Annotated in this window: 27 protein-coding genes; 10 read left to right on the top strand and 17 right to left on the bottom strand. The window is 65.8% G+C overall.

Features of this window, described 5'->3' with window-relative positions:
* Nucleotides 1–63: 63 nt before the first annotated feature.
* A complete protein-coding gene (locus SAS01S_RS03785) occupies nucleotides 64–762 on the top strand; it encodes an NnrU family protein (RefSeq protein WP_066805050.1) in 699 nt (232 codons plus the stop codon).
* Between the two features lie 187 nt (nucleotides 763–949).
* Here the strand turns inward: SAS01S_RS03785 and SAS01S_RS03780 are convergent, their stop codons facing one another.
* The gene (locus SAS01S_RS03780) at nucleotides 950–2,227 is read right to left on the bottom strand and encodes a dicarboxylate/amino acid:cation symporter (protein ID WP_066805048.1); all 1,278 of its coding nucleotides are present in this window, start codon (nucleotides 2,225–2,227) and stop codon (nucleotides 950–952) included.
* 69 nt (nucleotides 2,228–2,296) lie between these two features.
* On the opposite strand from SAS01S_RS03780, the gene glmM reads away from it, so the two are divergent.
* On the top strand, nucleotides 2,297–3,637 hold the full coding sequence (gene glmM / locus SAS01S_RS03775; protein WP_066805046.1) for a phosphoglucosamine mutase: 1,341 nt from the start codon (nucleotides 2,297–2,299) through the stop codon (nucleotides 3,635–3,637).
* A 4-nt stretch (nucleotides 3,638–3,641) separates the two neighbouring features.
* Here the strand turns inward: glmM and SAS01S_RS03770 are convergent, their stop codons facing one another.
* The 4 genes from SAS01S_RS03770 to SAS01S_RS03755 form a co-directional block, all read right to left on the bottom strand.
* Complete coding sequence (locus SAS01S_RS03770) at nucleotides 3,642–4,397, bottom strand: exonuclease domain-containing protein (protein WP_066805044.1); 756 nt, start codon at nucleotides 4,395–4,397, stop codon at nucleotides 3,642–3,644.
* Between the two features lie 206 nt (nucleotides 4,398–4,603).
* Nucleotides 4,604–5,986, bottom strand: coding sequence for a phosphoglucomutase/phosphomannomutase PgmG (gene pgmG, locus SAS01S_RS03765; RefSeq protein ID WP_066805042.1), 1,383 nt, complete (start codon nucleotides 5,984–5,986; stop codon nucleotides 4,604–4,606).
* 52 nt (nucleotides 5,987–6,038) lie between these two features.
* Nucleotides 6,039–6,332 (bottom strand): J domain-containing protein, encoded by a 294-nt coding sequence (locus SAS01S_RS03760; protein ID WP_066805039.1) that lies wholly within the window; start codon nucleotides 6,330–6,332, stop codon nucleotides 6,039–6,041.
* Nucleotides 6,333–6,334: 2 nt separating this feature from the next.
* Nucleotides 6,335–7,102, bottom strand: a complete 768-nt coding sequence (locus SAS01S_RS03755) for a division plane positioning ATPase MipZ (protein ID WP_066805036.1) — start codon at nucleotides 7,100–7,102, stop codon at nucleotides 6,335–6,337.
* A 98-nt stretch (nucleotides 7,103–7,200) separates the two neighbouring features.
* Here SAS01S_RS03755 and panC point away from each other — a divergent pair, with 98 nt between their 5' ends.
* Together panC and SAS01S_RS03745 are read left to right on the top strand one after the other, a co-directional pair.
* Nucleotides 7,201–8,031 carry a pantoate--beta-alanine ligase gene (gene panC, locus SAS01S_RS03750; protein ID WP_066805034.1) on the top strand — a complete coding sequence of 277 codons (831 nt, stop codon included), beginning with the start codon at nucleotides 7,201–7,203 and terminating at the stop codon, nucleotides 8,029–8,031.
* Between the two features lie 84 nt (nucleotides 8,032–8,115).
* Nucleotides 8,116–8,415: an SEL1-like repeat protein gene (locus SAS01S_RS03745; RefSeq protein ID WP_066805210.1), complete on the top strand. Its 300-nt coding sequence runs from the start codon at nucleotides 8,116–8,118 to the stop codon at nucleotides 8,413–8,415.
* 80 nt (nucleotides 8,416–8,495) lie between these two features.
* Here the strand turns inward: SAS01S_RS03745 and topA are convergent, their stop codons facing one another.
* From topA to plsY, 5 genes are all read right to left on the bottom strand, one after another.
* Nucleotides 8,496–11,042 carry a type I DNA topoisomerase gene (gene topA, locus SAS01S_RS03740; protein WP_066805031.1) on the bottom strand — a complete coding sequence of 849 codons (2,547 nt, stop codon included), beginning with the start codon at nucleotides 11,040–11,042 and terminating at the stop codon, nucleotides 8,496–8,498.
* Between the two features lie 59 nt (nucleotides 11,043–11,101).
* Nucleotides 11,102–11,476: a hypothetical protein gene (locus SAS01S_RS03735; protein ID WP_066805027.1), complete on the bottom strand. Its 375-nt coding sequence runs from the start codon at nucleotides 11,474–11,476 to the stop codon at nucleotides 11,102–11,104.
* Entirely contained in the window at nucleotides 11,473–12,141 is a 669-nt protein-coding gene (locus SAS01S_RS03730; RefSeq protein ID WP_066805025.1) for a hypothetical protein, read from the bottom strand. Before SAS01S_RS03730 ends, SAS01S_RS03735 begins: the two co-directional genes overlap by 4 nt.
* A gap of 78 nt (nucleotides 12,142–12,219) precedes the next feature.
* Nucleotides 12,220–13,299, bottom strand: a complete 1,080-nt coding sequence (gene dprA, locus SAS01S_RS03725) for a DNA-processing protein DprA (RefSeq protein WP_066805022.1) — start codon at nucleotides 13,297–13,299, stop codon at nucleotides 12,220–12,222.
* Nucleotides 13,292–13,861 carry a glycerol-3-phosphate 1-O-acyltransferase PlsY gene (gene plsY, locus SAS01S_RS03720; RefSeq protein ID WP_084238470.1) on the bottom strand — a complete coding sequence of 190 codons (570 nt, stop codon included), beginning with the start codon at nucleotides 13,859–13,861 and terminating at the stop codon, nucleotides 13,292–13,294. Before plsY ends, dprA begins: the two co-directional genes overlap by 8 nt.
* Nucleotides 13,862–14,031: 170 nt before the next feature.
* On the opposite strand from plsY, the gene murI reads away from it, so the two are divergent.
* The gene (gene murI, locus SAS01S_RS03715) at nucleotides 14,032–14,823 is read left to right on the top strand and encodes a glutamate racemase (protein ID WP_066805008.1); all 792 of its coding nucleotides are present in this window, start codon (nucleotides 14,032–14,034) and stop codon (nucleotides 14,821–14,823) included.
* Nucleotides 14,824–14,826: 3 nt separating this feature from the next.
* On the opposite strand, the gene SAS01S_RS22735 is transcribed toward murI, so the two are convergent.
* Nucleotides 14,827–15,000, bottom strand: a complete 174-nt coding sequence (locus SAS01S_RS22735) for a hypothetical protein (protein WP_169804895.1) — start codon at nucleotides 14,998–15,000, stop codon at nucleotides 14,827–14,829.
* A gap of 197 nt (nucleotides 15,001–15,197) precedes the next feature.
* On the opposite strand from SAS01S_RS22735, the gene hemA reads away from it, so the two are divergent.
* Nucleotides 15,198–16,442, top strand: a complete 1,245-nt coding sequence (gene hemA, locus SAS01S_RS03710; protein ID WP_066805006.1) for a 5-aminolevulinate synthase — start codon at nucleotides 15,198–15,200, stop codon at nucleotides 16,440–16,442.
* Between the two features lie 45 nt (nucleotides 16,443–16,487).
* On the opposite strand, the gene SAS01S_RS03705 is transcribed toward hemA, so the two are convergent.
* From SAS01S_RS03705 to SAS01S_RS03680, 6 genes are all read right to left on the bottom strand, one after another.
* Entirely contained in the window at nucleotides 16,488–17,720 is a 1,233-nt protein-coding gene (locus SAS01S_RS03705) for an SAM-dependent methyltransferase (RefSeq protein ID WP_066805003.1), read from the bottom strand.
* A 62-nt stretch (nucleotides 17,721–17,782) separates the two neighbouring features.
* A complete protein-coding gene (locus SAS01S_RS03700; protein ID WP_066805000.1) occupies nucleotides 17,783–18,541 on the bottom strand; it encodes a molybdopterin-dependent oxidoreductase in 759 nt (252 codons plus the stop codon).
* Nucleotides 18,538–19,341: a cytochrome b/b6 domain-containing protein gene (locus SAS01S_RS03695; protein WP_066804997.1), complete on the bottom strand. Its 804-nt coding sequence runs from the start codon at nucleotides 19,339–19,341 to the stop codon at nucleotides 18,538–18,540. The genes SAS01S_RS03700 and SAS01S_RS03695 overlap by 4 nt, the downstream gene beginning before the upstream one ends.
* 53 nt (nucleotides 19,342–19,394) lie before the next feature.
* Nucleotides 19,395–20,153: a sulfite exporter TauE/SafE family protein gene (locus SAS01S_RS03690; protein WP_066804995.1), complete on the bottom strand. Its 759-nt coding sequence runs from the start codon at nucleotides 20,151–20,153 to the stop codon at nucleotides 19,395–19,397.
* A 105-nt stretch (nucleotides 20,154–20,258) separates the two neighbouring features.
* Nucleotides 20,259–20,696, bottom strand: coding sequence for an MAPEG family protein (locus tag SAS01S_RS03685; RefSeq protein WP_066804994.1), 438 nt, complete (start codon nucleotides 20,694–20,696; stop codon nucleotides 20,259–20,261).
* Between the two features lie 50 nt (nucleotides 20,697–20,746).
* Nucleotides 20,747–21,061: a metalloregulator ArsR/SmtB family transcription factor gene (locus SAS01S_RS03680; protein ID WP_066804993.1), complete on the bottom strand. Its 315-nt coding sequence runs from the start codon at nucleotides 21,059–21,061 to the stop codon at nucleotides 20,747–20,749.
* An 84-nt stretch (nucleotides 21,062–21,145) separates the two neighbouring features.
* On the opposite strand from SAS01S_RS03680, the gene SAS01S_RS03675 reads away from it, so the two are divergent.
* From SAS01S_RS03675 to SAS01S_RS03660, 4 genes are all read left to right on the top strand, one after another.
* A complete protein-coding gene (locus SAS01S_RS03675) occupies nucleotides 21,146–22,102 on the top strand; it encodes an acyl-CoA desaturase (protein ID WP_066804992.1) in 957 nt (318 codons plus the stop codon).
* Between the two features lie 119 nt (nucleotides 22,103–22,221).
* A complete protein-coding gene (gene rpmF / locus SAS01S_RS03670; protein WP_066804991.1) occupies nucleotides 22,222–22,401 on the top strand; it encodes a 50S ribosomal protein L32 in 180 nt (59 codons plus the stop codon).
* A gap of 28 nt (nucleotides 22,402–22,429) precedes the next feature.
* Nucleotides 22,430–23,476 (top strand): phosphate acyltransferase PlsX, encoded by a 1,047-nt coding sequence (gene plsX / locus SAS01S_RS03665; protein ID WP_066804990.1) that lies wholly within the window; start codon nucleotides 22,430–22,432, stop codon nucleotides 23,474–23,476.
* Nucleotides 23,473–24,438 (top strand): beta-ketoacyl-ACP synthase III, encoded by a 966-nt coding sequence (locus SAS01S_RS03660; protein ID WP_084238466.1) that lies wholly within the window; start codon nucleotides 23,473–23,475, stop codon nucleotides 24,436–24,438. Before plsX ends, SAS01S_RS03660 begins: the two co-directional genes overlap by 4 nt.
* Nucleotides 24,439–24,457 lie beyond the last annotated feature (19 nt).

Raw genomic sequence — 24,457 nt, 5'->3', positions numbered from 1 at the left:
AGGATTGGTTTGAACGTCGATCCGTCCTAGCCTCTCCCCAGAAACGGTTTCGGGAGAGGATCCATGAGTCCGTTATGCTGGGAAATCGCCGCCGCGGTGGCGTTCGTCGGGTCGCATTTCCTGCTGTCGCATCCGTTGCGTGCCCCGATCGTCCGCGCGATCGGCGAGCTGCCGTTCCAGGGCATCTATTCACTGGTAGCGCTGGCGACGTTCGGCTGGCTCGCTTTGGCGTTCCGCGCGGTGCCGGCGGAAGCGCCGTTCTGGGCGGTCGGCGACGGATTGTGGATCCTGAGCACGGTCATCATGTTCTTCGCGAGCATCATGTTCGTGGGGTCGTTGCTCGGCAATCCGGCGTTGCCCGGCCCGCCGCGCGCGGCAAGCGCCGTACCCGAGCCACGCGGCGTGTTCAGCGTGACGCGGCACCCGATGATGTGGAGCTTTGCCTTGTGGGGCGCGGCGCATATCCTGGTGATGCCGACGCCCGCCAATATCGTCCTGGCCAAGACGATCATCTTCCTCGCCTTGGTCGGCGCCGCGTTGCAGGACAGGAAGAAGGAAAAGCTCCAGCCCGAGACCTGGCGGGCATGGGAAGCGAATACCAGCTACTGGCCGCTCGGCGCGATCCTGAGCGGGCGAGTCAAGTTCACGCCCGCCGGGGTCGTGCCGGCCGTGGGCGGGATCGCGTTGTGGCTCGCCGCCACCTGGGCGCATTTGCCGCTGGCGGGGATGCCTGCGGGGATCTGGCGCTGGATCGGCGGGTAGGAGACTGAGTTCCTTCTCCCCTTGTGGGAGAAGGAGGGAGGCGCCCAGCGCCGGAAGGATGAGGGGGGTCGGCGAAAGCTGAGAGTCCCCCTCACCCTTCCGCGCCTACGGCGCTCCCTCTCGCATCAGGTAAACAGCGCCCCGCGCTGTTTACCTGATGCGCCCACAAGGGGGAGGGAGCCCTTAATCACCCAGGCAGCTGCTCAACCATCCGATCAGTCTCGCCCTCACCCTCCGTCGTGATGCCACTCCGCACCGCGATCGTACCGGTGACCGCAACGTCCATCGTCACATTGCCCAAGGTCCGGAACAGGTCAGGCACCGTCTCGACCGCGACCAGCAGCCCCAGCGCCTCGAGCGGCACGCCCATCGCCACCGCCACCGGCGCGACGGAGGCGAAGAAGCTGATCGTGCCGGGCAGCGACACCGATCCCATCGTCGTGATCGCTGCGGTGACCACGCCGGCAGCGAGCTGGCCCGGGCCGATCGGGGTCCCGGTCAGATGCGCGACATAGAGCGCAACTGCCAGGTTCATCGCCGGGCTGGTCGCGCGGAACACCGCGACCGCGATCGGCAGGACGATCCCCGACACCCGCGCCGGAGCGCCGATCGCCTCGCTCGACCGGAGCATGGTCGGCAGCGAGGCGAGCGACGACGAGGTGCTGATCGCGACGATCTGGCTCGGCAGCACGGCACGGGCGAACCGCCCGATGCTCACGCGCGCGCCGATCGCCGCGATCGGATAGGCCGACAACAGCACCAGGATGCCCAGCGTCGAGACGATCGCGACATAATGCGCCAGCGCGCCGAACGCGGCCGCGCCGGTCTCCATCCCGACGCCGAACGCCAGGCAGAACACGCCGAGCGGCGCGAGCACCAGCACCCAGCCGATCACCACGATCATCGCGTCGGCGATCGCCTGAAAGAAATCGACCATCAACTTGCGACGATCGGGCTGCAGTCGCGTGATGGCGAAGGCGAATACCATCGCGAACACGGTCAGCGGCAGGAAAGCGTCGGTCGCGGCGGCGTCGATGATGTTGGTCGGCACGATCTTGTCGAAGAAATCGCCCAGGCTCGGTACCTGCCCGGCGGTCTTGGCGCTCGACAGCGAGGCCCTGAGCGCCGCGGCCCAATCGGGGCGGAGCGGAAACAGCTTGAGCAGCAACGGCGTCAGCAGCGCCGACATGATCGTGTTGAACCACAGGATGACGACGAAGAAGATCAGCGCGCGCCCAGCGATCTTGCCCGCGCGCGCGGCTTCAGCCGAGGCGGCGATGCCGATCACCAGCAGCGCCACGACCAGCGGCACGATCACCATCTGCAGCCCGTGCAGCCAGGCGCCGCCGATCCGCTTGGTGAAGACCAGGACCCAGCCGCCGGCGTCGGGCGCCCAATTGGCGAGCGCGATGCCCAGCGCCAGCCCGGCCACCAGCGAGATCAGGATCCTCAATGCTTGGCTCATGCTCGCCCTTCTCCGTTTGCCGCGCTAAGAGGCAGCCTTGGCGCGGGATAGCGGACGGAAACGGGCAGAATGGCAAGAAAATATTTCGGTACCGACGGCATTCGCGGCCTGACCAACATGCAGCCGATGACCGCGGAGATGGCGATGAAGGTCGGCATGGCGGCCGGCGCGCATTTCGTTCGCGGCGACCACAAGCACCGTGTGGTGATCGGCAAGGACACGCGGCTATCGGGTTATATGCTCGAAAACGCTTTGGTCGCGGGCTTCACCAGCGTCGGTATGGACGTGACCCTGTTCGGGCCGTTGCCGACTCCCGCGATCGGCATGCTGACAAAGTCGATGCGCGCCGATTTGGGCGTGATGATCTCGGCCAGCCACAACCCTTACGCCGATAACGGCATCAAATTGTTCGGTCCCGACGGCTACAAATTGAGCGATGCCGACGAGACGGCGATCGAAGCGCTGATCGACGGCGACGTCGCGCTTGCCGACGCGCCCGATATCGGCCGCGCGCGCCGGGTCGAGGATGCCCGCGGGCGCTATATCCATTTCGCCAAGGCGACCTTTCCCGACGATCTGACGCTCGACGGTCTCAAGATCGTGGTCGATTGCGCCAATGGCGCCGCCTATCAGGTCGCACCCTCGGCTTTGTGGGAACTCGGCGCTGAGGTCATCGCGATCGGCGTCACGCCCAACGGCAAGAACATCAACGACCAGGTCGGATCGACCGCACCGCAGACCTTGTGCGAAACCGTGGTCGCCAGCGGCGCGCATATCGGAATCGCGCTCGACGGCGATGCCGATCGGCTGATCGTGGTCGACGAGAATGGCCGGGTGATCGACGGCGACCAGCTGATGGCGGTGATCGCGACCGGCTGGGCGCGCGCGGGCAATCTCCGCAATGGCGGGCTGGTCGCGACGGTGATGTCCAACCTGGGGCTCGAGCGCCATCTCAGCGCGCAGGGGATCAAGCTGATCCGCACCGCGGTCGGCGACCGCTACGTGCTCGAGGCGATGCGCGGCCAGGGCTATAATGTCGGCGGCGAGCAATCGGGCCACATCATCCTGTCGGATTACGCGACCACCGGCGACGGGCTGGTCGCGGCGCTTCAGATCCTCGCCGAGCTGGTCCGCTCGGGGATCCCGGCGAGCGAATTGCTCCACCGCTTCGATCCGCTGCCGCAATTGCTCAAGAATGTGCGGTTCAAGGGCGGCAAGCCGCTCGACGATGCCGGGGTTAAGGCAGTGATCGCCGATGCCGAGGGCGAACTCGAGGGCAAGGGCCGGCTGGTGATTCGCCCGTCGGGCACCGAGCCGGTGATCCGCGTGATGGCCGAGGGCGAGGACGCCGCTCAGGTCGAAGCGGTGGTCGACCGTATCTGCGACGCGGTGAAGGTCGCGGCGGGGTAGCAGCCTACAGCAACAGGCCCTGCAAATTGGCGCGCCCGACCGCGCCGCCGCCGCGCCGCCGGGCGAGTTCGGTCTCCGCGGTGAAGCGCACGTCGGGGTCGCGATCGGTCAGGAAGCCGGCCAGGCTGTCCTCGGCGATCTCGCTCCATTCCTTGCCGCGATCCGGGCCGTAGCGCACGCGGGGCAGCAGCCCGGGCTGGTTAGACCATTCGATCAACTGCGCGACCGATGCCTCGTTGAGCATGTCGCGCAGATGGTGCGCGGTGACATAGGCGTCGGGAAAGGCGCGGTGCGCGGGCAGGCCGCGTTCGTGATCGAGTCCCTCGGGCTTGCGCCAATAGCGCAGCACCTGATTGGAGAAGCTTGGGCTATCGGGCCATAGCCTGAGCGCGCATTTCCAGGTGCAGATCCAGTCGGCGCCATGGGTCAAGGTCGGGGTGCAGAATTGCTCCTCGAAATCGGCGCGATGCGCGGCGAGCGCGAGTCGGCGCGGATAGGGATCGAGCACCGGGCGCGCGACATCGATCCAATAAGGCGCGTCGGCGACCTGCTCGTCGAGGATATGGTGGATCGCCTGGGTGATCGGCGGGACCGGGCGGCCGGGATTGACCATCCGGCTGCCGCCCTCGCCGTATATTTCCCAACGCCCGTCCGCGCCGAGCGCGACGTCCTGCCAGCCTATTTCGAGCACGCCATGCTGTGGTGGAGCGCTGCCGGTGGTTTCGAGGTCGATGACACGGATGATCGAGGGGGAAGGCATTCGGACTAGATGGGGGTTTTGGCCGGAAAAAGCGACTCCGGGCGGTGAACGCGCCGCCAAATACCAACCTTCATCCCGGCCTTGTGCCGGGATCCGCCGGGCAGCAGCTGCTGACCTTGAGCTTCTAGTCCATCACGTGCGGCACGGCGGACCCCGGCACAAGGCCGGGGTGACGACCTCGCGTGCATCCGCCGCACCACCCGACCTCAATGCCCCGCTTGCGGTCCGCGCTCCAGCCCGCTTGCCGCCAGTTGCGCGTCGATCTGCGCGAGCAGGCGGTCGAGCGCCGGCTGATCCTTTGCCTCGGCGCGCGCGACCAACACGTCCTGGGTGTTCGACGCACGCAACAGCCACCAGCCGTCGGGCGTAGTGACCCGCGCGCCGTCGGTGCGGTTGACGTCGGCGCCTTCGGTCTCGAGCCGGTCGAGCACTTCGTCGATCACCGCGAACTTGCGGCTCTCATCGACCTGGAAACGCATTTCGGGCGTATTGACCATCACCGGCATGGCGTCCTTGATCTCGTTCATCGACTTGCCGATCATGTGCACCGCGCGGATTAGGCGGACCGCGGCGTACTGCGCATCGTCGAAGCCGTAGAATTCGTGCGCGAAGAAGATGTGGCCCGACATCTCTCCGGCGAGCGGCGCGTGCGTCTCCTTCATCTTGGTCTTGATCAGGCTGTGCCCGGTCTTCCACATCAGCGGTTGCCCGCCCAGCTCGGCGATGCGATCGTATAGCGCCTGGCTCGCCTTGACGTCGGCGATGATCGTCGCGCCGGGCAATTCCCGCAGCACCGGTTCGGCCAGGATCGACAATATCTGGTCGCCCCAGATCACCCGGCCCTTTCCATCGATCGCGCCGATGCGGTCGCCGTCGCCATCGAACGCGACGCCGAAATCGAGCCCCTTCTCCGCCACCAGCGCCTTGAGCTGCGCCAGGTTCTTCTCTTCGGTCGGGTCGGGATGATGATTGGGGAAAGTGCCGTCGACCTCGGTGAACAGCAGGTGATGCTCGCCCGGCAGCAATTTGGTCAGCTTCTCGATCACCGGCCCCGCGGCGCCGTTACCCGCGTCCCAGCCGATCCGGTACGCGCCGCCCGAATAGCCGGCGATCAGGCGGCCGACATAATCGTTGACGATATCGACGTCGGAAACCTCGCCCTCGCCTTCTTCCCAATCGCCCTCGGCCGCCATCCGGCCGAGCTTCTGGATATCCTCGCCGAAGAACGGCAGGTGCTGCAGCACCATCTTGAAGCCGTTATATTCGGCCGGATTGTGGCTGCCGGTGATCTGGATGCCGCCATCGACTTCCAGCTCGGCCTCGGCCCAGTACAGCTGCGGGGTCGGTCCCATGCCGGTGCGGACCACATTGACGCCAGAGGCGAGCAGCCCTTCGACCAAAGCCGTTTCCATCGCCGGCGACGAGGTGCGGCCGTCGCGCCCCACCGCGACGCGGGTGCCGCCGGCGCGGCGGACGATCGTCGCGAAGGTGCGGCCGATCGCGCGGGCATCGTCGGTCGACAAGGTTTTGCCGACGACTCCGCGGATATCATATTCGCGCAGCGATGTAGGATCGAAACGGTGGGTCATGGGGGCTCCCGTCAGGTTGATGCGCGCCCAATCCGCCGAGCAGGGAAAAAGTTCAATCCCTCGGCTCGATCCTGGGCTTCAACAAGATATCGCGCGCCTCGTTTACGCGACGAGCGAGCTCGTCGGTGCCGCCATGATCGGGATGGACGTTGCGCAGCAGGCGGCGATGCGCGACGCGAATCTCGTCGCGGCTGGCGCCGGGATCGAGTCCCAGCACGGCGAGCGCGCTGATCTCGTCCTCGCTGCGCTGCGGCTTGCGGCGGCCGTCGGTCCAGACCCTCTTGGGTCCTTGCCACAGCCACCAGCCGAACCAGGCCACGGCCAACGCGAGGAGGAGCTTGGCCATGATCAGGCGAAGAGCGGCAGGACCGGCTCGGGCAGAGCGAGCGCCGCCATCATCTCGCGCAATTCCTGCCGCGCGGCGACGTGCGCCATGCCCATTTCGCCGAAATCGCGGCTATCGATCATCGTCAGCCCCTTGGGAAACAATTCGCGATAGATGACGCGTTCGCCCAGCCCGGGAATGATCCGGAAACCGACGCGCTTGGCAAGCTGGTCGAGCGCTTCGGACACCCGGCGCATGTTGCGCGCCTCGATATGCTGGAGGCGGTTGCGCAACACGACCCAGTCGATCGCGACGCCATCGGCCTTGGCCCGGGCCTTGCGCGCGTCCCAGATCAATTCGGCGTAGAAGCTCGGCCGGGTCACCTTGTAGGTATCGGGATCGACTTGCCCGATCAGGTCGAAATCGACGAAGCTGTCGTTCATCGGCGTGACCATCGTGTCGGCGCGGCTTGCCGCCAGCCGCCCGAAGCGGTCGTCGCGGCCCGGCGTGTCGATCACCACGAAATCGGCGTCGCTGCACAGCCGGCCAAGCGTGTCGTCGAAATATTCCAGGCTCTCGCCGTCATGCGCGGCAAAGGCGGGCGTCGGCAGCTCGCGGCTGGTGCGCTTGGCGGTAGCGACGCGATTCTCGAAATAGCGCGCCATGGTGCGCTGGCGATGGTCGAGGTCGAACGCCGCGACGCGCGCGCCGCGCGCCTGCAGCGCGATCGCGACATGGACCGCGGTGGTCGACTTGCCGGTCCCGCCCTTTTCGTTGGCGAAGACGATCATATGTGGTTTGTTGGCGTCCGCCACGTAAAGACCCTGGTTGCCTGAGATGCCCCGCGCCTCTTACAGGCGAACCTTCGTCTATCGAAGCGACAAGTCCCATGCAAATTGTCCATCATCTGCCCGATTTGAGACGCGCGGTCGCCGAGCTGCGCGGCGATTGCGCACGCGTCGCGCTGGTCCCGACGATGGGCGCGCTCCATGCCGGACATATGGCGCTGGTCGATGCCGCGCGGGCGACGGGGGCGAAGGTGATCGCGTCGATCTTCGTCAATCCCAAGCAATTCGGCCCGAACGAGGATTTGTCGCGCTATCCGCGCCCGGCCGAAGCCGACAAGGCGTTGTTGATCGCCCATGGCTGCGACCTGTTGTGGATGCCGGGGGTCGACGACATGTATCCGGCGGGGTTTGCCACCAACGTGTCGGTGTCGGGAGTCAGCGATGGGCTCGACGGCGCGGCGCGGCCCGGCCATTTCGACGGCGTGGCCACCGTCGTCACCAAATTGTTCAACCAGGTGCGCCCCGATACCGCGTTTTTCGGCGAGAAGGATTTTCAGCAGCTGGCGGTGATCCGCCGCATGGTGATCGATCTCGACATGGGGCTGGAGATCGTCGGGGTACCGACGGTGCGCGAGCCGGACGGGCTCGCGCTCTCGTCGCGCAACATTTACCTCTCGCCCGACGAGCGCGCGCGAGCCGTTGCGCTGCCCAAGGCGCTGGCCGAGGCGAAACGCGCGATCGAGGCGGAGGAGCCGGGCGCGATCGATGCCGCGATGACGTCACTTACCGATGCAGGATTCGTGACGGACTATGTTTCGCTGGTCGATGCGGCGTCCCTGGGGGAGCCGCAACCGGGAAAATCTCGCCGTCTGCTCGCCGCTGCGCGACTCGGTACCACCCGGCTGATCGACAACCTGGACATAGAGCCCTGAATTTCGTGGTTAAACGCCGTTAACCATTTGTTGACCGCTCGCCCGCCAAGGTAGCCCGGCCAAAGGGATAAAGGGGTGGCGACGATGGGCAGCAGCCTGAAGAATGCGCAGTTCCTGATCGAGAGCCGGCTGATCGATGCCGCGCGCGGCAATTGGGACGCCTGCTACGATCTCGGAGTCGATTATTCGACCGGCGCGAACGGCGTCGATCTCGACCTGGTCGAGGCGCACAAATGGTTCAACCTCGCCGCGTCGCGCGGCGGTCATGAAGGCGCGCGCTATTGCCGCGCCGAAGTGGCCGACGAGATGACCGCGCGCGAAATCGCCGAAGCGCAGACCCGCGCCAGGTCTTGGCTGAACGCGACGAGCAGCCGGGCGGCCTGACAAGCCGTCATCCCAGCGGAAGCTGGGATCTCTGGCCGTATTTCCTTTGCATGAGACCCCAGCTTTCGCTGGGGTGACGATCACTTCGCAGCCGCCGCCTTTTTCTTCGCCGGCGCTTTCTTCGCAGCAGCCTTCTTCGCCGGTGCCTTTTTCGCTCCGCGCTTTCCCTTGCCGCCGGCCGGTGCCGCGGCGGCCCGCGCGTCGATCAATTGGGCCGCCTCTTCCAACGTCAGCTGATCCTTGTCGATCGTCTTGGGCAAGGTCGCGTTGGTCGTGCCGTCGGTGACATAGGCGCCATAGCGCCCTTCCATCAGCTTGATCTCCAGCTCGGTGCGCGGATGCGCGCCCAGCACCTTGAGCGGGGCCTGCGATCCGCGTGCCGGCCGGCCGCCATTCGCCGCTGCTTCGGCCAGTTTGACCACGGCCGCGTTCATGCCGGTCTCGAACACTTCGGTGGTCGACTGCAAGCGCGCGTACTTGCCGTCATGCGCCAGATAGGGGCCATAGCGCCCGATCGAGGCGGTAATCAGATTGCCCGTTTCCGGATGCGCACCAACCTCGCGCGGCAGGCTGAGCAGCTTCAATGCCCAGTCGAGGTCGAGCTCGATATCCTTCGGGATCGAGGCACGCTTGGCGTCCTTGCCCTCGCCGAGCTGGATGTAGGGCCCGAAGCGGCCCGCCTTGCGCTCGACTTCCAACCCCGTCTCGGGATCCTTGCCCAAGGATTCGGGCCCGGTGTCCGCGCCGTCCGCCGCACCCGCCTGGGCGAAGCGGCGGGTATATTTGCACTCGGGGTAATTCGAGCAGGCGATGAACGCGCCGAACCGTCCGCCGCGCAGCGACAATTGGCCGAGTCCGCAATTGGGGCACAGCCGCGGATCGCCGCCATCGGCCTTGTCGGGGAACAGATAGGGCGCGAGGAACTGGTCGAGTTGCTGCGTCACTTCGGACGGCTTGAACTCCATCACCTCGGCGGTGCGCGGCTTGAAGTCGCGCCAGAACGCCTCGAGCACTTTCTGCCACTGCGCCCGCCCGCCCGAAATCTCGTCGAGTTCGTCCTCAAGGCCCGCGGTGAAGTCGAAGCTGACATATTTCTCGAAGAAACGTTCGAGGAACGCGGTCACCAGCCGGCCCGATTCCTCGGCGAAGAAGCGGTTCTTCTCGACGCGGACATAGTCGCGGTCCTTGAGCGTCTGGATGATCGAGGCATAAGTCGAGGGGCGCCCGATGCCGAGCTCCTCGAGCCGCTTGACCAAAGATGCTTCCGAGAAGCGCGGCGGCGGCTGGGTGAAATGCTGTTCGGCAGTGACGTCGCGCTTGGCCGGCACGTCACCGTCGCGCAGGCGCGGCAGGCGGCGCGATTCTTCGTCGCCCTCATCGTCGCGACCTTCCTCGTACAAAGCGAGATAGCCGGGGAAGAGCACGACCTGTCCGGTCGCGCGCAGCCCGTGGCGGCCGGTGCCGTCGGCCAGGTCGATCGTCGTGCGTTCCATCTGCGCCGAGGCCATCTGGCTCGCCATCGCGCGCTTCCAGACCAGCTCGTACAGCCGGGCATGGTCGCCCGAGCCGGCATGGTCGCGGCGGAAATCGGTCGGGCGGATCGCCTCGTGCGCTTCCTGCGCGTTCTTGGCCTTGGTCTGGTACTGGCGCGGCTTGTCGGGGACGTAATTGGCGGCATAGCGCTCGGTGATCGCCTTGCGCGCGTCCGAGATCGCGCTGCCGTCCATCTGTACGCCATCGGTCCGCATATAGGTGATCGCGCCATCCTCGTAGAGCGCCTGGGCGATGCGCATCGTATGGCTGGCCGAGAAGCCGAGCTTGCGTGCCGCTTCCTGCTGCAGGGTCGAGGTGGTGAAGGGCGGCGGCGGGTTGCGCGTTGCCGGCTTGGTTTCGACCGACTGGACGGTGAAGCGGCCGTTCTCGACGTCCGCCTTGGCCTTGAGCGCATCGCCTTCCTTACCGATCGACAAGCGGTCGAGCTTCTCGCCATTCCACTTGATCAGCCGCGCGGTGAACGGCGTGCCGTCCTGTTCCAGCGTGGCGGCGACCGACCAATATTCCTGGCTGACGAACGCTTCGATCTCGCGCTCGCGGTCGACGATCAGGCGCAGCGCGACCGACTGGACGCGGCCCGCCGACTTGGCGCCGGGCAGCTTGCGCCACAAAACGGGTGAGAGCGTGAAGCCGACCAGATAATCGAGCGCGCGGCGGGCGCGATAGGCGTCGATCAGATCCTCGTCGAGCTGACGCGGATGCTTCATCGCCTCGGTGACGGTCGCCTTGGTGATCGCGTTGAAGGTGACGCGCTCGACCTGCTTGGGCAGCGCCTTGCGGTTGCGCAGCACTTCCTGGACGTGCCACGAAATCGCCTCGCCCTCGCGATCGGGGTCGGTCGCCAGGATCAGGCGGTCGGCCTTCTTGGCCTCGTCGGTGATCGCTTTCAGCTGCTTCGCCTTGTCGGCGTAATTTTCCCAATCCATCGCGAAGCCGGCGTCGGGATCGACCGATCCGTCCTTGGGCGGCAAGTCGCGGACATGGCCGTAGCTCGCGAGAACGCGATAATCGCTACCCAGATATTTCTCGATGGTTTTCGCCTTGGCGGGCGATTCGACGATGACAAGCTGCATGGCGGTGAAAAGCGATCCTTACGTGTACGCGCGAGGATGGGGAGCCCCGATGATGCCCGTCAAGCCGGGGCCTTGAGGCTCCGCCAGGCGAGGATGAAGGCAATCCCCAGGATGAGGTCGCCGTTCGTCACGACAAAGGTGGAGGTCGGGGCGCGTCCGTTCAACCATAGAATCAGACTGGGAATCCAGAAACCGAATTTGGCCAATACCGCCAGCGGCATGAACGCGCGATAGCGCAGCGGGTCGCCGCCGATCGTCCAATAGACCGTTTGCCACGCCGCGGCGGCACCGACGAAACCGTAATAATAGATCGGATGGTCGAGCGATGTCGCCGGGGCCGCGACCTGCCGCTCGAGGAAATAGAACGGCAACAGGATGATCAGGCCGTAAATGGCTGCGCCGCGGAACAGCCAGCGGGCGGATTTAGAAGTCACGCAAATACCTCGTCCAAGCGAGTTTCAGCCGGAGCGGCGAGCAATTGATAGAGTGCCACGCCAAAATACCAGCCGGCGACCTGCGACGCGTAGATCAGCAGGTTGGAGAGCGCATCCCACGCGACGATCGCCAACTGCACGCCGCCGGCGGAGCGCTCAGTCATAGCTCCGACGCCCCCCAGCGCGAACATGCCGGCGATGAGAGGCGCGACGATCAACGCCCAAGTCAGCGCGATCGGCAGGACATGATCGCGCGACGCATCCCAACTCCGCGCCATCGCCCGGCCCGATCCCTGATTCTCCGCTATCAATGCCGCGCTGGCCATCGACCAGCGCGCACTCAGATAGATGCCCGGCAGGATCAGCAGGACGAAGCCGAACGCGACGCCCAGGCTGGTGACGATGCCCAGGAGGAAGAACGATCCGAACCCGCCCAGGCGATCGGCAATTTGCAGCCCCTGCCGCTCGACCAACCGGCGGATCAGGAAATATTGCGCCACCAGCACAGGGATCGCGAGGATGTTGGAGAGCGTGGTCGAGGTGACGTCGAGAAAGGTCGACGCCGCGGCGATGACGGCGATCGCGCCGAGGGCCATTGGAAGGTCGCTCACCATCAGCGCGAAGGTCGCGCCGATCACTTCGCTGAACGAAAATTTGCGATCCATCGCCAATCCCCTGCCTGCCCGTCGCCGATTCTGCCTAGCCGCGTATCGCGGGGCAAGCGCTATCGCCGCGGACCGCGGTCAGACCGTGCTGATCCTGGCGCCCGCATGCCGCTCGATCCGGCCGGCTAGCTCAAGTTCGAGCAGGATCAGCGCGACCGTCGCGGGCGGCAATCCCGATTGGCGGATCAATTCGTCGATTGCCACCGGCACCGGGCCGAGCAGGCCAATCAGCGCGCGGCGCTCGGCATCGCCCGGCTCGCCGCCGGTCTGGCCGTCAAACGGACTCGCCGGCGCGCGGACCATGCGCGGGTCGATCGGGCGGATCGTCTCCAATATGTCGGCGGCCGACTGGACCAGGGTCGCGCCTTCGCGGATCAGCAAATTGCAGCCCTGCGCGCGCGGCTCGAGCGGGCTGCCGGGTACCGCCATGACGTCACGTCCTGCTTCCGCCGCCAGCCGCGCTGTGATCAACGATCCCGATCGCGGCGCCGCCTCGACCACGACGGTCCCGGTTGCCAACCCGGCGATGACGCGGTTGCGATGCGGGAAGTTGCGCGCCAGCGGTTCGCTGCCCGGCGGTTGCTCGGCGATCAGCAGGCCTTGTTCGGCGACCTGATCCTGCAACGCGCGATTCTCCGGCGGAAAGGCGATGTCGATGCCGCTCGCGATCACCCCGATCGTGCCGGTCGCCAGCGATCCCTGATGCGCCGCGGTGTCGAGACCGCGCGCCAGCCCGGAGACGATCACCACGCCCTCGCGTCCCAATTCGACCGCCAGCCCGCGCGCGAAGCGGCATGCCGCGGCGGAGGCATTGCGCGCGCCGACCATGGCGACGCTGGTGCGCGCGAACAGCGCGGTATCGCCCCGGATCGTCATCCCCGCCGGCGCATTGTCGAGCTCGGCGAGCAGTGGCGGATAGTCGGCATCGTCGATGAACAGATAGCGCGCGCCGAGTTTCTCGACGCGGGCGATTTCGCGCTCGACGGTCGCGGCGTCGGCGATCCGGGGCGGCTTGCCGCCACCGCGCGCGGCAAGATCGGGCAAGGCTTCGATCGCGCGCTCGGCGCTGCCGAACCGTGCCAGCAACTGGCGATAAGTAACGGGGCCGATCGTCGGGGTGCGGATCAGCCGCAGCCGCGCAAGCCTCGGGTCAGCCATCCTTGTTGGCGCCGATCCTCGGCTCGTTGCCCTGAATCAGCCGTTCGACATTGGCGCGATGCTTCCACAACACGATCAGCGCCAGCGCGACGAGCAGGAACACCGCGTCGAAATCGCCCAGCACCGCTGCCGTGATCGGGGTGGAGATCGCGGCGGCCATGCCCGCGACCGAGGAGATGCGAAGCACCGCAAGCAGGCCCAGCCAGACCAGGGCATAGACCAGCGCGATCGGCCAGTGCAGCGCGAGCACGATCCCCATCAAGGTCGCGACTCCCTTGCCGCCCTTGAACTTGAGCCAGACCGGATAGCAATGGCCGAGCAAAACGGCCGCGGCGGCGGGAATCTGGTAGCCGTCGAACAGCCAGCCGGCGATCAGCACCGCGGCGGCACCCTTGGCGAGATCGAGCAGCAAGGTCGCGGCGGCCAGGCCCTTCCGCCCCGTCCGCAACACGTTGGTCGCGCCGATATTGCCCGACCCGATCTGGCGAAGGTCGCCGGCGCCGAACGCGCGGGTCAGTAGGACACCGAACGGGATCGAGCCGAGAAGGTAACCGAGCAGCATGGCGCCGGCCGGCGCTGCCCATAGATATTCCGTCGCCACGTGAACCTCCCCCAATCGGCTGGATACATAATCGAGCGCATTGGCTGGCGCTACTCATCTCGATCAGAATGGATGTATCCCGAGGCGCAGCCGTTGCCGGCCTGGGGGACACGGCCTAGAGGCGCGACACTATGGATGATCGTCCCCTCTTACTATTCGATTCCGGCGTCGGCGGGCTTTCGGTGCTCGCTGCCACCCAGGCGCTGCTGCCTCGGGCGCCGCTGGTCTATGTCGCCGATTCGGCCGGATTTCCCTATGGCACCAAGAGCGAGCTGGAGATCGCCGCGCGCGTCCCGGCGCTGCTTGGTCGGCTGGCCGAACGCTACGATCCGCGGCTGATCGTGATCGCGTGCAATACCGCCTCGACCATCGCGCTCGGCGCGGTGCGGGCCGCGCTCGATTTGCCGATCGTCGGTACCGTCCCGGCGATCAAGCCCGCGGCTGACATCAGCGAGACGCGCGTGATCGGCGTGCTCGGCACCGACGCGACGGTGCGCCAGCCTTATGTCGACGATCTCGCGGCACGCTTTGCCGGCGATTGCGTCGTCCTGCGCCACGGCTCGGCCGCGTTGGTCGAACTCGCCGAAGCCAAGCTCCACGGGGAAGCGCGGCCGATCGCCGACTATCGCGCGGCGATCTTCGGACTGTTCGACCAGCCCGGGGGCGACCGCATCGATGTCGTGGTCAATGCCTGCACGCATTTCCCGCTGGTCGGCGACGAGCTCGTCGAAGCCGCGCCGCATCCGGTGCGCTTTGTCGACGGGGCGCCGGGAATCGCGCGGCGAGTCGCTCACCTTACCGAGGGACAGGACTGGCCCGAAACGCCGCTGCATCGTGCGGTCTTCACCCGGTTCGGCGATGCCGAACGCCACCTCGCGCCGTCGCTGGCGCGCTACGGTATCAACCGCGCCGAGTCGCTTTAGCTGCTAGGCTACGGACCTGGGCGACGCGCGCAGCCGCCGGGCATATTGCTCGGCCAGCACTTGATGGGCGTGGCGCGCGGAGGGATCGGCGGATAGCTCGGCGGCCATCCGTTCCTGGGCTTCGCGCCGCGCGAGATAATCTATATCCTGGCCCTTGGGGCCGATCTGATCGGACATGGCAAGCTCCGACAATGCAAGCGGGAGCGTTCCTGCTCTCGATCGCCCGGCCCGTTCGGACCCGTGAACGCCGGCGACGACTCGCTCTATACCATGGCAATGCGACACTTGCGTTGACCCAAAGCAGCGTCGCGATTGCAGCTTTTGCACGTCTTACCCATGGAAAATCGGCAAAACCCACGTTATTGGCGCAGTTCATGAGCGATTCCACCGCGCGGCCCGTCGATTATTCGCGGGTATTCACCCAGGCGATCGACCGGCTGCATGCCGAGGGGCGGTATCGCGTGTTCATCGACATTTTGCGCAACAAGGGCATGTTTCCTAACGCGCGGTGTTTCGCGGGACATAACGGGCCGATGCCGATCACGGTGTGGTGCTCGAACGATTATCTGGCGATGGGCCAGCATCCCAAGGTGATCGCGGCGATGGAAGAGGCGCTGCACGATGTCGGCGCGGGCTCGGGCGGCACGCGCAACATCGGCGGCAATACGCATTACCATGTCGATCTCGAGAACGAGTTGGCCGACCTGCACGGCAAGGAAGGCGCGCTGCTGTTCACCAGTGGCTATGTCTCGAACGAGGCGACCTTGGCGACCCTAGGCAAGATCCTGCCCGGCTGCATCATCTTCTCGGACGAGCTCAACCACGCCTCGATGATCGCCGGCATCCGCAATTCGGGCTGCGACAAGCGCGTCTTCCGCCACAATGACGTCGCGCATCTCGAACAATTGCTCGCCGCCGAAGACCCCAACGCGCCCAAGCTGATCGCGTTCGAGAGCGTCTATTCGATGGAAGGCGATATCGCCCCGCTGGCGGCGATCTGCGACCTTGCCGACAAATATAATGCGCTGACCTATCTCGACGAGGTCCATGCCGTCGGCATGTACGGCCCGCGCGGCGGCGGCATTTCCGAGCGCGATGGCGTTGCCGACCGCATCACGATCATCGAGGGGACGCTGGGCAAGGCATTCGGCGTGATGGGCGGCTATATCGCTGCCGACCAGACGATCATCGACGTGATCCGCAGCTATGCGCCGGGGTTCATCTTCACCACCTCGCTGTCGCCGGTGCTGGTCGCCGGCGTCCTGGCAAGCGTGCGCCATCTCAAGGCGTCGACCGCCGAGCGCGACGGGCAACAGGCATCGGCCAGGATGCTAAAGGCAATGCTGGCCGAAGTGGGTCTGCCGGTGCTGCCTGGCGACACCCATATCGTGCCGCTGATGGTCGGCGATCCGGTCAAGGCGAAGCGGATCAGCGACATCCTGCTCGCTGAATACGGCGTCTATGTTCAGCCGATCAACTACCCGACCGTGCCGCGCGGCACCGAGCGCCTGCGCTTCACGCCCGGCCCCGCGCATGACGAAGCGATGATGCGCGACCTCACCAAGGCGCTGGTCGATATCTGGAACCGGCTCGAACTGGAGCTGCGCAAGGCGGCCTAGGCCGCTCCACGCCCCTCTACCGTCGGCATGTGCGGCCGGCGGCCCTCAAACCTTCGCCGCGATTCGCCGCTCCTCGTCGCCCATATAATCGCGCGTGATCGGCAGCGCGTCGCGGTTGCGCGCGAACTGCAGCTGGTAATTGACCATCCCGCCATAGAGGAAACTGGTGCACGAGCCGGCGAGGTAGAAGATCCACATATTGTAGAAGGGCTCGTCGTACAGCGCGATGATCTTGTCGCGATTGGCGACGGTACGGTCGTACCAATGCCGGAGCGTGTAGCCGTAATGGAGGCGCAGTACCTCCAGGTCGGTCATGTAATAGCGCAGGCCTTCATAGCCCTTGGCGATCTCCGACAGCGCCGGGATATAGCCGCCGGGAAAGATGTACTTGGCGGTGAATTCGTCGGTCACCCCAGCCCCGCCGGCGCGGCCGATCGTGTGCAGCAGCATCACGCCGTCGTCGCTGAGCAGCTCGCGGCATTTGCGGAAAAACGTGCGATATTGCGGCGGGCCGACATGCTCGAACATGCCGACCGAGACGATGCGGTCGAACGTGCCGGTCAAATGGCGATAGTCGATCAGCTCGAACTTGACGTGGTCGGCGACGCCGGCGTCGAGCGCGCGCTGCTTGGCGGTGACGATCTGTTCGTCGCTGAGCGTGATGCCAAGGACGTCGACGCCGTAAGTCTGGTGCAGATAGAGCGCCATCCCGCCCCAGCCGCAGCCGATATCGAGCACGCGCATGCCCGGCTTGAGCGCGAGCTTGGCGGCGATATGCGCCTTCTTGTCGAGCTGGGCCTGTTCGAGGCTTTCGTCGGGGTCGACGAAATAGGCGCAGCTATATTGGCGGTCGGCATCGAGGAAGAGATCGTAGAGCGCGTTGCCGATGTCGTAATGATGCTTGACGTTGGCTCGCGCCGCGCGCGCACGGTTGAACTGGTCGAGCTTGCGCTTGACCCCGACCACCGCCTTGGCGACCAGGCCGGGGTCGAGCGCGCCGGTCGCGTCCTCCCAGCGATTGTTCTTGGTCGCCAGGGTGAGCAATTGCATGAGGTCGCCGCGCTCGATCACCATGCGGCCGTGCATGAACGCTTCCGACACGCCGAGTGCCGGATTGCGGACGATTTGCCCCGGCACGCTCTTGGTGGTGAAGCGGATCGCGACATCCGGATAATCGGGGTCCGCCGTGCCGAACGACTTGGTCGTGCCGTCGGCATAAGTGACGGAAAGCGTGCCGCGCTTGAACGCGCGCGTGAAGAACAGATCGATCAGGGCCATAGAGGATCGCTGCTATCGCTTGAATGCGGCCGCGAAAAGACCTGACGACACCTCAGGCCGGATCAAATCCCCGCATACCAGTCGTAATTGACATGATCTTCCCAATAGCCGCCTTTGCCCAGGCCGATCCCGGCCAGGCTGGCGACGGCGTCGATCCGCATGACGTATTTGGCGTTCTTGTAGCCGAGATGCCGCTCGACCCTGAGCCGGATCGGCGCGCCATGGCCGACCGAGACGCGCTTGTCGTTCATTGCCCAGGCCAGGATCGTCTGGGGGTGAAAGGCGTCGACCATGTCGATCGATTCGTAATAGGGCGCGCCGCTCCACAAATCGGCGCAGGTGAAGACGATGTAGCGCGCCGAATTGCGCACACCCGCCGCCTTCAGCACGTTGCCGAGCATCGGCCCCTGCCACTTGCCGATCGCGCTCCATCCCTCGACGCAATCGTGGCGGGTAATCTGCGCGCGTTGCGGGAAGGCACCGATATCGGGCAGGCTCAGGCGCAGCGGCCGGTCGACCAGCCCGCCCACCTCGAGCCGCCAATTGGCGAAATTCTCGGCGACGTGGCGGTTGTAATCGGTGGTGTTCGGGTTGGAATTGCCGTTGGTGCGGAACACCGGCGACATCTGGTCGGGGCGAAACTCGGGAGCGAGCGCGTTGCGGTCCATCAGCGCGCGCTGCAGGCCCATGTTGATCTTTTCGCCCGAGAACAGGATGCGGCGAAAGCCGGGTTGCTGGGCGAGCTTGTCGCAGCCCGACAGCAGCAGCCCGGCGCCAAGCGCGCCGCCGGTGACGAGCGAGCGTCGCGTGAGGAGAGTCATTCGGCGGCCTCTGGTTCGGCGTGCGCGGCGGGCGGCGGTTCGGGTGGTGCCGTGGGCAAGGTCCAGCGGCCGGTGATCATCGACCATATCTCCTCGATCGGCCCGGCCAGCACCACCAGGGTCAGGTGGACGATGACGAACAGTACGATCCCGCTCGCCGCGATGAAATGGATCGACCGCGCCGACTGGCGCCCGCCGAACAGCTCGATCAGCCATGGCCACGCCGCGTCCATTCCTGGCGACATGGCCAGCCCGGTGAAGATCATCAGCGGGATCAGCACGAAGATCGCGCCGACATAAGCGAGCTTCTGGAGGGTGTTATAGGCCGCCGGATCGTCGGGATTGTGGAAATCGAAGCGCAGATGGGCGAGCAGGTCGGCCCAGAGATAGCGCGGTCCGATTTCCCTGGCGCGAACGCGCAGGTCGCGCTGGAAATGACGGTTGATCAGGCTGGCGATCATGAACACGAGCAGCCCGAAGGCGAGCACCAGCGCGAACAGCAGATGCCAGCGCCGCGAAATAGCCAGATTGTAGCCGGCCGGGATCGTCAGCCAGCCCGATCGAAGGATATTGCCATATGGCCTCAGATCGAGCCAGGCATGGTCGAAATTGGCGCCATATTGACCCCAATAGAGCCGGGGATGCGCGTTCAATATGCCGATGCCGCTGCCGATCATGATGAAGATCGCGATCGCGTTGATCCAATGCCAAATCCGCGTCGCCAGCCGGTGGCGGTAAACGGTGCCCGTCGCGGCGGGCGGCTTGGCGGATGGATCGGGAGGGGCGGTCGGTTCGTCCATGTCGATTCCTTCGAACGATACGCCCGATCGGTTACATGCGATCGTCGCTTCGTCTAGCCGTAAGCGCGTGCGAAGAATACGATCGTCGTCACACCCGTCACCAGCAACGTCCACACGCGCACCGCGGATGCAGGCAGTCTCTTGCCGATATGCGCGCCCGCCCAGCCGCCGAGGATCGATCCCGCCAGCATCGGCAGGCACGCGATCCAGCGCACCATCCCGGCGGCGATGAAGACGAATGCCGCGGCCAGATTGGCGACCGCCAGCATCAACGTGCGCGGCGCGAACAATTCGCGCGGCGTATGTCCGGCGAGCAGGCCATAGGTCGCCGTCGTCATCAACCCGACCCCGCCACCGAAATAGCCGCCATAAATGCCGAGCAGCATCTGCACGACCATCAGGCTGCCGCGCCCGATCGTCACGCGGTCGCGCAACCACGATGCCGCGCGCTTGCCGAACGCCAGCACGATAAAGGCATAGAGCACCAGCCAGGGGATGATCACATCGAACGCATGGCTGGGAGTCAGCACCAGCAGCACGCTCCCGGCCAGCCCGCCGACGAACGTGATCGCCGACAATGTCCGAACCCCGACGCCGCCCACCGGCCCGAGCTCGTCGCGAAACGCCCAGGCGCTCATCCCCGCGCCTGGTAGCAAAGCGACGTTCGAGGTCGCATTGGCGGCGTTGGCCGGGATGCCCAGCGCGAGCAGCGACGGCAAGGTCGCGAACGTCCCACCCCCGGCCAATGCGTTCATCGCGCCGCCGACAGCGCCCGCGCCGAACGCGAAGAGGAGGGAAAGGGTCGGACTCATCGCCCGCTCCCTTGAAGCGTTGGCGGCAAAAGTCGAGATCGCAATCGTGTCAGGCCGAAGCGCGGACGCACCCCTGATGAAGAAGGATCAGCGCAAAATTCCGAATCACGCCGCGGGCGGGGCGACCTGCATCGACCGCACCGGCGGCGTCCATTCGGCCTGATAGCTGATCGCCAGCGCCCATATCGCCAGGACGAGAATCACCAGCCAGGTGCCGAGCGCGCCGATCGTGCGCAACACGCTGGGCGCCGGGCGGACGATGCCGAAGGCATGTGCCAGCCGGACCACGATGAACACGGCGCCGACGATCCACAACCACAGGCTCGGCCCGCGCGCCAGTTCGATCAACGCCATCAGGATCAGCACGGTCGGCGCATATTCGGTCAGATTGCCGTGCGCGCGAATCTTGGCGGTCATCGCCGCCTCGCCGCCATCGCCGAGCATGACCTTGCTGCTTACCCGATCGCGCCCGACGCCGAACGCCAGCCAGACGTTGATCAACCCGGTCGCTGCCGCGATCACGAGCGTTACTGGCAATATCATGGCGATCCTCCCCTTGGTTTTCCCGCGTGGATGCGGGGTATTGTTATTGCTCAGCCGTCGTCTAGCCGCGCCGCCTTGGCCGCGCTCTCGACCTTGAGCGGGCGCGACACCGGACAGACTTCCTGCAGATAGCCGTTCAGCGTGTTGGCCAGATTGTCCTCTACCAACCGATAATGGACATATTGGCCGCGCTTTTCGCTCGTCACCAGCCCGGCATTCTCCAGCACGCTGAGATGCTGCGACACCGCGGGTTTGGAAATCTCGAAGCGCGCGGCGATCTCCCCCGCCGTCAATTCCGCCTTGGACAGATAGGCCAGGATCTTGCGGCGGGTGGTGGACGCCAGGGCTTCGAAGACTCTTTGCATGATGTCTTATTAGGCGCTTGCTTAAATACTTTCCAGATGGCAGTTAGGTAATTAAGTCATGCCTTAATTAATAGAGGTGTCGCCATGAATCAGCGAGAGCATTGGGACGATCACGACCGATGCGCCGTCAACTGGCTGGTCGAGACGCCGGGTGCCCACCCGTCGACCGGTCGGGTACGCTGGGATCCGCTTCATTCGTTGTGTAACGGCGGCATGGCGGGCGTGGCGCTGATCGCCGGACCGCTGGTCGCAACCCCCGGCGCGCTGCTGCTGTTCGTCCTCACCACCGGCGGCGGCTTGTTGCTCGGTCATTCGGTCGGCTTTCACCGGCTGATGATCCATCGCAGCTTCCGCACCCCGCGTGCGATCGAATATTTCCTGGTCTGGTGCGGCACCGCGGTCGGGATGAGCGGCCCGTACTGGATGATTCGCACGCACGATCTGCGCGACTGGGCGCAGCGCCAGGCGGATTGTCACGATTATCTCGCGCATCGCCGTCCGCCATTGATCGATGCCTGGTGGCAATTGCATTGCCGGCTCGATCTCGCCCACCCGCCCGCTTATGACCTCAGCGCGCTCGAGCGGCAGGGTTTCTATCGTTTCCTCGATCGTTGGTGGATGGCGCAGCAAGTGCCGATCGCGCTCGCTTGCTGGGCGATCGGCGGCTGGTCCTGGGTAGTGTGGGGCGTCTGCGCGCGCGTCGCGATCTCGGTCCATGGCCATTGGCTGGTCGGTCACCTCGCGCATCGCCGCGGCCCGCAATCCTGGCTGGTCGACGCGGCCGGGGTGCAAGCGCATGACGTCCCCTGGGCGGCGATCCCGACCATGGGGGAGGCGCGGCACAACAATCATCACGCTTTCCCGGGCTCGGCACGGATCGGGCTCTATCCAGGGCAGAGCGATTGGGGGTTCATGCTGATCCGCCTGCTGCAACGGTTGGGGCTCGCCTGGGATGTCTGCACCCCGGACGCGCTGCCGTCGCGCGAACGGCGGCTGACCGCGACGCCGCGCGGGTTGCAACGGCGCGCCAAATCGCTATAGGCGCACGCTTCGCGATGCATCCCGAGCCTTTGTACCGCGTGGCCGACCCGTCGGTTGCGCCGATAAACGTCCGGGCCTAGTCGTCTTGATCAATTCGATAGTTGAAGGTTGTCGCCGCAATGGCCGTTCCCAAGAAGAAAACCTCGCCCTCCCGCCGTGGCATGCGCCGCGCGCACGATGCGCTCTCGGTCGAGTCGTTCCAGGAGTGCCCGAATTGCGGCGAGCTCAAGCGTCCGCACAACCTCTGCCCGTCGTGCGGCCATTATAATGGCCGTGAGGTCGTCTCGGTCGAAGGTTGATCGGGGCCCATTGAGGGGGGACTGAGGCGTGACCACCAACTCCTGGATCGCCATCGACGCGATGGGCGGTGACGAGGGGTTGGCGGTAATGTTGGCAGGCGTCGCCGAAGCGCGGCGCCGATTCGACGGCACGCATTTCTTCCTGGTCGGCGACGAAGCGAAGATCGCCGAGGGGCTGAAGAATCACCCCAACCTGACGGCCAATTCCGAAATCGTCCACGCGCCCGAAGTCATCAAGGGCGACGAAAAGCCCAGCGCCGCGCTGCGCCGCGCCAAGATCACGTCGATGGGCGTCGCGATCGACCTGGTGAAGCAGGGCCGCGCCGCCGCCGCCGTCTCGTCGGGCAATACCGGCGCGCTGATGGCGATGGCGAAAGTCTCGCTGCGCACGATGAAGGGGATCGATCGTCCCGCGCTCGCCGGGCTGATGCCCAGCCTCGGCCCCAACGACACGGTCGTGCTCGATCTCGGCGCCAATACCGAGTGCGACGCGCGCAATCTGATGCAGTTCGCAGTGATGGGCGCCGCCTATGCCCGCACTCAGCTCGATCTTGCCAGTCCACGCGTCGCGTTGCTCAACATCGGCACCGAGGACCAGAAGGGTACCGAGGAGATTCGCGACGCCGCCCAGGCGCTGCGCGACGCGACCCATTTGCCGCTGACCTTTGCCGGCTTCATCGAAGGCGACAAATTGTCGCGCGGCGATGTCGACGTGATCGTGTGCGACGGCTTTTCCGGCAATATCGCGCTCAAGACCGCCGAGGGCACCGCGCGATTCGTCGCCGACCTGCTGCGTCGCGCGTTCAGCAGCTCAATGCGCTCGAAGATCGGCTTCCTGATCTCGCGTCCGGCGACCGAATTGCTGCGCCACCATCTCGACCCCAACAACCATAATGGCGCGGTCTTTCTCGGCCTGAACGGCCTTGTTGTGAAAAGCCATGGCGGCGCCAACGAAACCGGGGTCGCCAACGCGATCGCGGTTGCGGCCAAGAGCGTGCGCGACGATCTGGCGCGCAAGATCGCCGAGGATCTCAAATATTTCGAGGCGCATGAACCCGAAGGAGCAGTTGCGTGAGGCGTGCGGTCATCACCGGAACCGGGTCGGCGCTGCCGATGCGGCGCGTGTCGAACGCGGAGCTCGCGGAGACCGTCGACACCAGTGACGAGTGGATCGTCGAGCGCACCGGCATCCGCTTCCGCTACATTGCCGGCCCTGACGAAACCACCGGCACGCTGGCCGCCGACGCGGCGCGCGCGGCGCTGACCGCAGCGGACAAAGCGGCGGACGAGGTCGACCTGATCGTGCTCGCGACCGCGACTCCCGATCAGACCTTTCCCGCCACCGCGACCAAGGTCCAGGCGATGCTTAGGATCGACGATTGCGTCGCGTTCGACGTCGGCGCGGTATGCTCGGGCTTCCTCTATGCGATCCAGGTCGCCGACAGCCTGATCAAGACCGGCTCCGCCAATTGCGCCCTGGTGATCGGCGCCGAGACGTTCAGCCGCATCCTCGATTGGGAAGATCGCACCACCTGCGTGCTGTTCGGCGACGGTGCCGGCGCCATCGTGCTCGAGGCCCGGGACGTCGCCGAGGACGGTCCCGGCATCCTCGCCAGCCGGCTCCATGCCGATGGTCGCCACAACGAACTGCTCTATGTCGATGGCGGCCCGTCGACTACCGGCACGGTCGGCAAGGTCCGGATGAAGGGGCGCGAAGTATTCCGGCACGCGGTCAACAACCTCGCCAGCGTGATGGACGAATCGCTCGTCGCGGCGGGCCTCGTCCCCGGCGACGTCGACTGGGTGGTGCCGCACCAGGCCAATGCCCGCATCCTCGACGCGACCGCGCGCAAGCTCGGGCTGGCGGCCGAAAAAGTCGTCGTCACGGTCGACCAGCATGCCAATACCTCGGCCGCGTCGGTCCCGCTCGCGCTCGACACCGCGGTGCGCGACGGGCGGATCAAGCCGGGACAGATCGTCGTGCTCGAAGCGATGGGTGGCGGCTTCACCTGGGGCGCCGCGGTCGTCCGCATCTGACCCAAAGCGGTCCAAGGGC

Origin of the sequence: Sphingomonas asaccharolytica NBRC 15499, from assembly GCF_001598355.1 — a bacterium.
GTDB lineage: Bacteria > Pseudomonadota > Alphaproteobacteria > Sphingomonadales > Sphingomonadaceae > Sphingomonas > Sphingomonas asaccharolytica.
Note: the sequence above shows the minus strand (reverse complement) of the source record. Positions and strands in the feature narration are given on the sequence as shown.